7 protein-coding genes are annotated in these 8,344 nt (G+C 26.5%); all 7 read right to left on the reverse strand.

What is annotated here, in order from left to right; all coding sequences use genetic code 11:
* Positions 1 to 183 precede the first annotated feature (183 nt).
* Positions 184 to 933, reverse strand: a complete 750-nt coding sequence (locus MBCUR_RS09720) for a sugar phosphate isomerase/epimerase family protein (RefSeq protein ID WP_067092780.1) — start codon at positions 931 to 933, stop codon at positions 184 to 186.
* A 220-nt stretch (positions 934 to 1,153) separates the two neighbouring features.
* Positions 1,154 to 2,806: an ATP-binding protein gene (locus tag MBCUR_RS09725; protein WP_067092782.1), complete on the reverse strand. Its 1,653-nt coding sequence runs from the start codon at positions 2,804 to 2,806 to the stop codon at positions 1,154 to 1,156.
* 612 nt (positions 2,807 to 3,418) lie between these two features.
* Positions 3,419 to 3,637, reverse strand: a complete 219-nt coding sequence (locus MBCUR_RS09730; RefSeq protein WP_067092783.1) for a hypothetical protein — start codon at positions 3,635 to 3,637, stop codon at positions 3,419 to 3,421.
* Positions 3,638 to 3,856: 219 nt separating this feature from the next.
* Complete coding sequence (locus tag MBCUR_RS09735; protein ID WP_067092785.1) at positions 3,857 to 5,338, reverse strand: glutamate synthase-related protein; 1,482 nt, start codon at positions 5,336 to 5,338, stop codon at positions 3,857 to 3,859.
* A 21-nt stretch (positions 5,339 to 5,359) separates the two neighbouring features.
* On the reverse strand, positions 5,360 to 6,070 hold the full coding sequence (locus MBCUR_RS09740; protein WP_067092787.1) for a GltB/FmdC/FwdC-like GXGXG domain-containing protein: 711 nt from the start codon (positions 6,068 to 6,070) through the stop codon (positions 5,360 to 5,362).
* Between the two features lie 356 nt (positions 6,071 to 6,426).
* Positions 6,427 to 7,344, reverse strand: a complete 918-nt coding sequence (locus tag MBCUR_RS09745; RefSeq protein ID WP_067092788.1) for a class II glutamine amidotransferase domain-containing protein — start codon at positions 7,342 to 7,344, stop codon at positions 6,427 to 6,429.
* Positions 7,345 to 7,502: 158 nt separating this feature from the next.
* Positions 7,503 to 8,075 carry a pyridoxal 5'-phosphate synthase glutaminase subunit PdxT gene (gene pdxT, locus MBCUR_RS09750; RefSeq protein ID WP_067092790.1) on the reverse strand — a complete coding sequence of 191 codons (573 nt, stop codon included), beginning with the start codon at positions 8,073 to 8,075 and terminating at the stop codon, positions 7,503 to 7,505.
* Positions 8,076 to 8,344 lie beyond the last annotated feature (269 nt).

An 8,344-nucleotide genomic window follows, 5' to 3' on the forward strand; every position in this document is an offset into this window, starting at 1 on the left:
CTTGATTAATTTGTTCTTTTATTAAAACCATCTTAAAACACCAAAAAAAAATTTATAACTATAATTAAATATATATGGCTCTTTATATATAAATCTAACGATTTTAAGAGTTTTGTCCTTGTCTCATTGTGTAGAAAAAAATTAAAATCAGACCATTACATAAATTTATAATACTTGTATATTTTAGAAATATTTGTTTTCTTTTAAATACTCAATGCTTTTTAAAATGTCCTGTTTATTATTTAACTCTAAAATATAAATTCCATTGTACCCATTCTTTTCATACATATTAAAAAATTCATCAAAGTCAATTACTCCTTGACCTAAAGGCAAATGACTATCAAATGATTTATCATTGTCATGAAGATGTATATGCTTAACACTTTTATAATAGCTACTTGTTTTTCCATCAATTGTATTTTTATGCCCTATATCAAAAGTCATTGAAAGATTATTTTCTTTTAAAAAATTATCTAATTCATCAGTACTCTGATATAAAAATCCTTCAAAGTTAGGCATATTCTCAAAACAAATTTCAACACCTAAATCTTTAGCATAAATAGCTGTTTCTATCATTGCATTATTAGCTATTTCCTTTCCATAGTCATTAAAAAATCTTTGAGTAAATCCAACTCTTCCAGGATGGACAACAAGAATATTTCCACCAATATCATGGATGTAATCTGCTGATCGTTTTATTTCATTTATTGATGCTTTTAAAATAGCTTTATTCGTTGAAGCAATATTTAAATCAGATATTGGACTATGAAGTGTGTAATTTAAAGAATATGATTCAAATATTTCTTTTTCAATATAATCATGTGGATATTCAAATAATAGCTCAAAATAATCTATTTTTAAATCCTCTACAAAGGATAAAAATTCTTCAATGTCTTTGCCCTCACTAGCCAATGATGATATTCCAAATTTCATATAATTCCTCTTTTCGTTTAATATATATTGATAATAACTATTTAAAAATTAATAAAACAATTTTTCAAATTAATAAAAGTGCTACTTATAAAATAAATTGTTTTATTTTTTAAATGGCTTTTGATCAAACTTTTTCTAAAAGTTTGTTTTCAAATTAATAAAAGTGCTACTTATAAAATAAAATTATTTATTTTACAAATAGCTTTTGATCAAACTTTTTCTAAAAGTTTGATTCTAACAGCTTCTCAATTTTGCAATCCATTTCTATTTTACTTCCACCAAGTTTTAACTCAATTTCTTTAATGGCTAAGCCAATAATAGTTATATTGCTTTCTTCATCATAGATATCATAGTAAGATTTTTCTTTAATTTGATTAAGAGCAGTCAAACTAAGGGATTTTATATCTTTTGCTCTTTGCTGAGTATATTTTACTTCAATTATAATTACATTTCCTTTTTCATCATTGAATGGATAATAACTATCAATTTCATCAATGGCTATGTCTAATCTACCACTAAACATGCTAATTTCAGATCGTGTTTCAAATCCTAAAGATTTCATAATAAAATATATTAAAGTTTGGTAGTATTTCCAATTCCTTATTTTAATCTGATATGGAGTGTTAACAATTTCTTTTTTAAGATATTTAAGTAATGATTCGCACTTTCCATTTTTAAGCTCATCCAATATTTTCTTTTTCTTTAATAAAAAATTATTCTCAGCCTTAGAAATAAAGTTTTCAAATAAATTTTCAGTTATTGATTTTTCCACTTCATTGTTAGGGATCTTTAGAGTATAGTTAATTTCATCATTGATAATTTCTTTTTTATAAATTGTTAAATATCCTGATTGAAACAATAAAGGGATTTGTTTAAGGTTTTCAACATCAAATATTTTAAACTCAGAACTTTTCAATACCAATTGTTTAAAAATATTTTTAATATTAAGATCATTTTTAAAAATCTTTACTAAAAAGTTAGGAGTTCCTGATTCAAACCAATAATTATCAAACTCTAAACTTTTAAAAAAATTCATTAAGGAAAAAGGATTATAAATAAAATTTTTTCCGTCCCAAGAATAACCATCATAATGTTCCTTAATGCGAATTAACACTTCATCATATGAAATATTGTTTAAAGTGCTATATTTTTCAATGAAATTTTTAAAGTACTTTTCAACTTCTTCTGCTGTATAGCCACATATAGTTGAAAAATCATCATCTAAGGTTAAATCTATTAAATTATTAAAATCAGAAAAGATAGATACTTTAGAAAATTTGCCTATTCCCGTTACAAATACAAATTCAAGAATATTGCTTGAACTTTTCAAAATTCCATAAAAATATTTTAAAGTTTCCTGAACATCCATAGCCATTTCTGTATTGTTGATTTTATCTAAAATTGGCTTATCATATTCATCCACTAAAACAACAACTCTTTTTTTAGTTTTTTCATATACCCTATTTATCAATTCCGTCAATTTATCATTAGAAAAATTTGCTTCCAGTGATATATTAAATTCATTTTTTGCTATTGAATCTATGTAAAAACTTAAAGATTCTTCAAATTTTTCAGGTGTCTTTACTTGAGGTTTGTTTAAATCTAAATGGATAACTGGAAATGTTTCATCCCAATTCCAATTATTAAAAATATATGTGCCTTTAAATAGCTCTTTATCCCCTTGAAATAAGTGTTTAAGAGTACTTATAAGTAATGACTTCCCAAATCTTCGTGGACGAGATAAAAAATAGTATGTTCCATTAACATCTCTAATTCTTTTTATTATCTCTGTTTTATCCACATAAATTTTATTTCTTTCAATTAATTTTTGAAAATCAGGTTCATCAATGGCTAGTTCGTTTTTCATATTCATTGTTAATCTCCTATTAAATATTAAACAAATACATATATAATTTAAAAATATAATTTAAAAATATAATTTAAAAATATAATTTAAAAATATAATTTAGAAATTTGTTTACTTTTAAAAAGTATTAATAAATTTAATCTCTTAAAAAAATACTGAAAAAATGCTTAAAAAATAATTATTAATATATTTCTATTATGCTTTTAAAAATATATAACTATTTCTATTTAAAAATACAAGTACTACTAAAAACTGATAGTATTATTATTTTAAAAATAAGAAAAAACATAATCTTGACATATCAATTAATAAAAAATAAAAAATAAAAAAATAAAGCTAAAAAAACAATAACAAGACAATTATTTATAAATCTCACTTCTTTTTCCAATTTTCATTATTTTAATTTCAGTAGGATTTTTATCATAGTATAACTTGAAAATGATTCTATAATCTCCCTTTCTTATTCTCTTGTATCCTAAAAATTTAGATTCTAAAATTTTTGATTGATAAGGCTTATCACGAATTTCTTTTATTCCTTAAATAAGAATAGCTGCTGTTTTTTTATCTTTTTTACTTAATTTTTTCAAATGCTTATCTATTTTTGGAGGAATTGATAGTTTATAAGTATCTTTCCTCAAGTTTATCAACATCCAATTCTATGGCATTTCCATTATCCATATCCCCTTCTATTTCTTTAAGTTCTTTAAAGAGTTTTTGGCATTGGGATGGTATTGTTTCAAATTTTAATTCTAGTTTTCCTTCTTCTAATTTTTCATTCCACTTTATTATTACTTCGTTTTTGTTGATTTTATTAAGTATTTCTTGAGGGATAATCATTTTATTTCTTTAATATAAGTTTCTGCAATCATGAGCATTCTTCCTCATTTAATGTTTAATATTTTTATTAATAATATTTATTATTTAGGAATTTTTAATTAATAAACATTGCCATTACTTTTTAAATTAATTTAAATATTTAATAAAACAGTTTATTAATATTTCTTATATTTTTTTAAATATTTAAAATGATAAATCTTTTTTAAGATTTCAAAAATCTTATTCTCCTGCGAATTTAACACCAGTCATTTTGGTGGCTTCTAAGGATAATGCACGGAGATCATCTTTTTCTATTTTACTTAAGTTTGTGTTGCCTGCTTGTTGAACTAACATGCAAGCTTCTTCAGTCATTGCTCTAATGTAGTTGGCTAAGTTTTTACCTGCTTGTCGGTAGTTAAGTCTGTTTCTTAAATGAGGATTTTGAGTAGCTATTCCTTTTCTACATGTTCCAGAGAAACAAGTCTGACAGACTCTACAACCTATGGAAACCAAAGCTGCGGTTCCAATGTAGACTGCATCTGCACCTAATGCAATAGCTTTAGCTAAATCAGCACCACTTCTAATTCCACCAGCAGCAACTAAACTAACTTCTTGTCTTAAATTAACTTCTTTTAAAGCTTCATCAGCTTGAACAATAGAAGCTATTGTTGGAATACCAGAATTTTCTGTTACTGTTGCTGGACCTGCACCTGTTCCTCCTTGCATACCATCTACAACAATTATGTCTGCTCCACCTTTAGCAGCTATTTTAACATCATCCTTAACCCTTCCTGAAGCAAATTTAACCATGATTGGAACTTTCCATTCAGAAATTTCTCTTAGTTGAGATATTTTCATGTGTAAATCTTCAGGACCAACTATATCCATGTGACGAGCTGGAGAAAGAGCATCTGCTCCTTCTGGAATCATACGGATTTTAGCCACTTCAGCTGTTACTTTTTCACCTAAAAGGTGTCCACCCATTCCAGATTTTGCACCTTGACCTATTTTAATTTCAATGGCTTCAGAGTTTTTTAAATAATCAGCAGAAACACCAAATCTCCCTGAAGCATACTGTGCTATTAATTTATCTGCTAAATATCTTTCCTCTTCAAGCATTCCACCCTCACCAGTGTTTGCTGCTGTTCCAGCCAATTTTGTTCCATAGGCAAGAGCCATTTTAGATTCTTTACTTAATGCACCAAATGACATGGCTCCAATCATTATAGGTGTCTTTAACTTTAAAGGGTTTTCAGCATATCTGGCACCTAATGTTACAGATGTGAAACAAGGTTCTCTGTATTTATCAAGGGGAGGTCTAGAAACCTGAGCAGGAATTAAAACAAAGTCATCAAACGATGGAAGGTTACGAACTGAACCCATACTTTTAATTTTATACGAACCTACAAGAGACTTTCTTTTAATTTCAAACATGTCATCATATGACCAAACATGTCTGTTATCTGGTGCAACTGCATTAACATCAATAGCTGTGTTAGGACACATTTCCTCACAAATTCTACAACCAATACAATCTTTTTGACGAACAGGATATGGTTCACCGTTAATCAAATCATAAACATTATGTGGACAGTTGTTTAAACAAGAATAACACTCTCCGCAGATAGATTCATCTCTATCATCACACTTATACCAACAGCATCCTGGTCTGTCAAATTCCCTTTTACATAAAACACTATCCCTTTTAACTTCGTATGGCATCCTCAACCCTCTTAAAAATTATTAGCTCTCATCACAAAAACAGTCTTCTTCTTCATTATTACCATAAAATGGTCGTTTACTTAATGGGATGATTTTTCTAAAGTTTTTAAAATCAATAGCTGTTAAATCAAAATCGTAAGTAGATAAAAGATCTTTTAGCTCTTGTCTATCATCATCATCACATTTAATCAACTTAGCATTCTTGCCTAAGCTTTTTACACTACCTAAAACATAAATGGCTCCTCTAATGATTGATTCACCTGCATCTTTACCTAAATCTCCAAGAACTATTATACGTCCACCCATCATAAAGATTCCACTCATAAAACCAGAGTCTCCACCAACAATGATTGTTCCATTTTTCATTATTTCTCCAGTTCTTGCTCCTGCATCTTTTCTAACAACAATGGTTCCATCATATATTCCTTGACCAACACCATCACCAGCAGATCCATCAATTAATATCTCTCCACCAGTCATGTTGTCTCCTGCAAACCAACCAACATTACCGTGAATTCGGATTTTTGCTTTATCAATCATTGTCCCTACAAAGTAACCTGCTGAACCTTCTACCTCAATATCTACTTTATCTGTTAAACCAGCTATTAAATAGTGAAGTGCATTAGGATGTTTGATAATGATTTTATCATTATTAGCAGCCATTTCTTTAAGAGTACCATTAGATTGTCTTGGTGTCATTCCAGAAACATCAATTTCAACTGTTTTACTCATAGTATCACTCATAATAAATAAAAAAATAAATAAAAAAATAAAAAAATAAATAAATAATAATAAAATGCTTAATAAATATAATAAAAAAATAATTAATAATAAAAATAATTAATAACAAAAATAATAATTAATAATATCTATAAAAATTTATCTAATTTACAATAATAAAAAAATAAATTAAATTACTTCACATATACTTATTGTTAAAATCTCAATAGGTGTCTATATACAATTATTTAAACTTAATATTGAATAGTCTAAGTGAAAATTTAAAAAATTGTATTAAAAATATTATAAGACGATTCAATAAGATGCTAATAGATTTTTTGCATTAACAACAATACATGAGTACTAAGTTAAATTTCGTAGACTCTAACCTCGCCAGGTGAAATTTGTTCAACTTCATTAACATCCATAACTTCTCTTAAAGAAACTTCTTCAGAAGCTATTGCAAAAATATTGTCATTTTCAGCCATTACTCCAGGTCTAAGACCTAATCTATCTTTAGCTATTCCAATACCACTTGGAGTTCCAATAATATATGAAAATGGACCATCCATATCTTCAATTGATTGAGTTAAAGCTTCTTCAAGTGAGTAACCAGTATCGAGCTTATCTGCAATATAATGAACAAGACATTCTGTATCATTTGTAGTTTCAAAAATATGCCCTTTTCGCTCTAATGGATCTCTTATTTTCCAATAATTTGTTATTTGTCCATTGTGAACAACTGTTACATCTTTTACAATATATGTTTGAAATGGATGTGCATGATATCTATCTACATTACTTTCTGTTGAAAAACGGGTGTGCCCAATTCCATGTGTCCCTTTAATTTGATCTACTGAATATTTTTCAGCGATATCTAATACATAACCAGTGTCTTTAATCATTTCAAAAGAATTACTTCCATTTAAAACTATTACATTATCAATTTTATCTATTTTTGTGATTAGTGGTTTAAGCTCTTTAAAATCATTTAAATTCACTTTAGCCCTATAAACAAAAGAGTCTTCATCAGAGGGAAATGTTTGATCTTGTAAAATTGGAGTTTCAGCATTTAATATTTTCTTAACTGAATCTAATAATCCTTTTTCATCATCCACTTGAATGTTAAGAATGTATTCACTATCTTTTAAACCTAATCCTCCATAAAGAGACATTCCTGCTGAATCTGGTCCCCTATGTTGAAGAGCATGGAGCATTTTTGTCATATCTTTACCAATTCTATGTAATTTTTTATCTTTGTATACTATTCCAGCTATTCCACACATTTAAACACCACCTGTATTTTTTTAATAAATAAAATTGAATATATATTGAATAAAAGTTGAATGGATATTGAATAAAAATTGAATAAAAATTGAATAAATATCGAATAAAATTAAAAAATGTTTAATAATAAAACCATTAACTATTAGTTATTAAATATTTATTCTTCAAAAAGATTTTTAATAAAATATTCATGTAGTCTTGTATCATCGGTTAACTCTGGATGAAAAGATAAGGCAATATTTTTTCCATACTTTGCACCTACAATCACATCATCTATTTTTGACAAAACTTCAACATCTTTGCCTACTTTAAGAATAGACGGAGCACGAATAAAAACTCCTTGAAAATTACTGCCTAAAATTTCTATTTCTTCTTCAAAAGAATTTTTCTGAGAGCCAAAAGCATTTCTTAAAACTTTCATGTCAATTATTTTTAAAATGGCTTGATTGTAATCAACATCATTAGCCATTAAAACTAAACCTGCACATGTTCCAAAAATTGGAATATTTTTATCATGAATTACTTTATCTATTCCTCGTTCTACAATTAACTTGCCAATAACAGTACTTTCTCCACCAGAGATTATTAATCCACTGCAATTTTCAAGATCCTCCTTGTATCTAACTACAACAGCTTCACAATCAAAATTTAACTTTTTAATAGTTTTAACTGTGATATTGTAATGTTCACTGACTGCTCCTTGTAGGTTTAAGATGCCTATTTTTAACATTTTAATCAATAAATAAACAAATATACATGCATAAAATAATGATTTATTTAATTTAAAATTTTAGTTTACCATTTAATTTAAATAATTAATTTAAATAATTAGTTTAAATTTTTATTTTATTATTTAATTAAAACTAATCTTAAAAATCATTTTGAATTTATAATATTTTTAACTAAAATTATAATTTGTTACACAATATCTTAATAAATCATTTATCAATTTATATATTTATTTTATAGTATTTATATATTTTGGAATTGTTTTAAAAA

Origin of the sequence: Methanobrevibacter curvatus (assembly GCF_001639295.1) — an archaeon.
GTDB classification, from domain to species: Archaea; Methanobacteriota; Methanobacteria; order Methanobacteriales; family Methanobacteriaceae; genus Methanoflexus; species Methanoflexus curvatus.

Coding starts and splice junctions, on each gene's coding strand:
- MBCUR_RS09735 (WP_067092785.1), bottom strand. CDS start 5,338: ATGCCATACGAAGTTAAAAGGGATAGTGTTTTATGTAAAAGGGAATTT.
- MBCUR_RS09730 (WP_067092783.1), bottom strand. CDS start 3,637: ATGATTATCCCTCAAGAAATACTTAATAAAATCAACAAAAACGAAGTA.
- MBCUR_RS09740 (WP_067092787.1), bottom strand. CDS start 6,070: ATGAGTAAAACAGTTGAAATTGATGTTTCTGGAATGACACCAAGACAA.
- pdxT (WP_067092790.1), bottom strand. CDS start 8,075: ATGTTAAAAATAGGCATCTTAAACCTACAAGGAGCAGTCAGTGAACAT.
- MBCUR_RS09720 (WP_067092780.1), bottom strand. CDS start 933: ATGAAATTTGGAATATCATCATTGGCTAGTGAGGGCAAAGACATTGAA.
- MBCUR_RS09745 (WP_067092788.1), bottom strand. CDS start 7,344: ATGTGTGGAATAGCTGGAATAGTATACAAAGATAAAAAATTACATAGA.
- MBCUR_RS09725 (WP_067092782.1), bottom strand. CDS start 2,806: ATGAATATGAAAAACGAACTAGCCATTGATGAACCTGATTTTCAAAAA.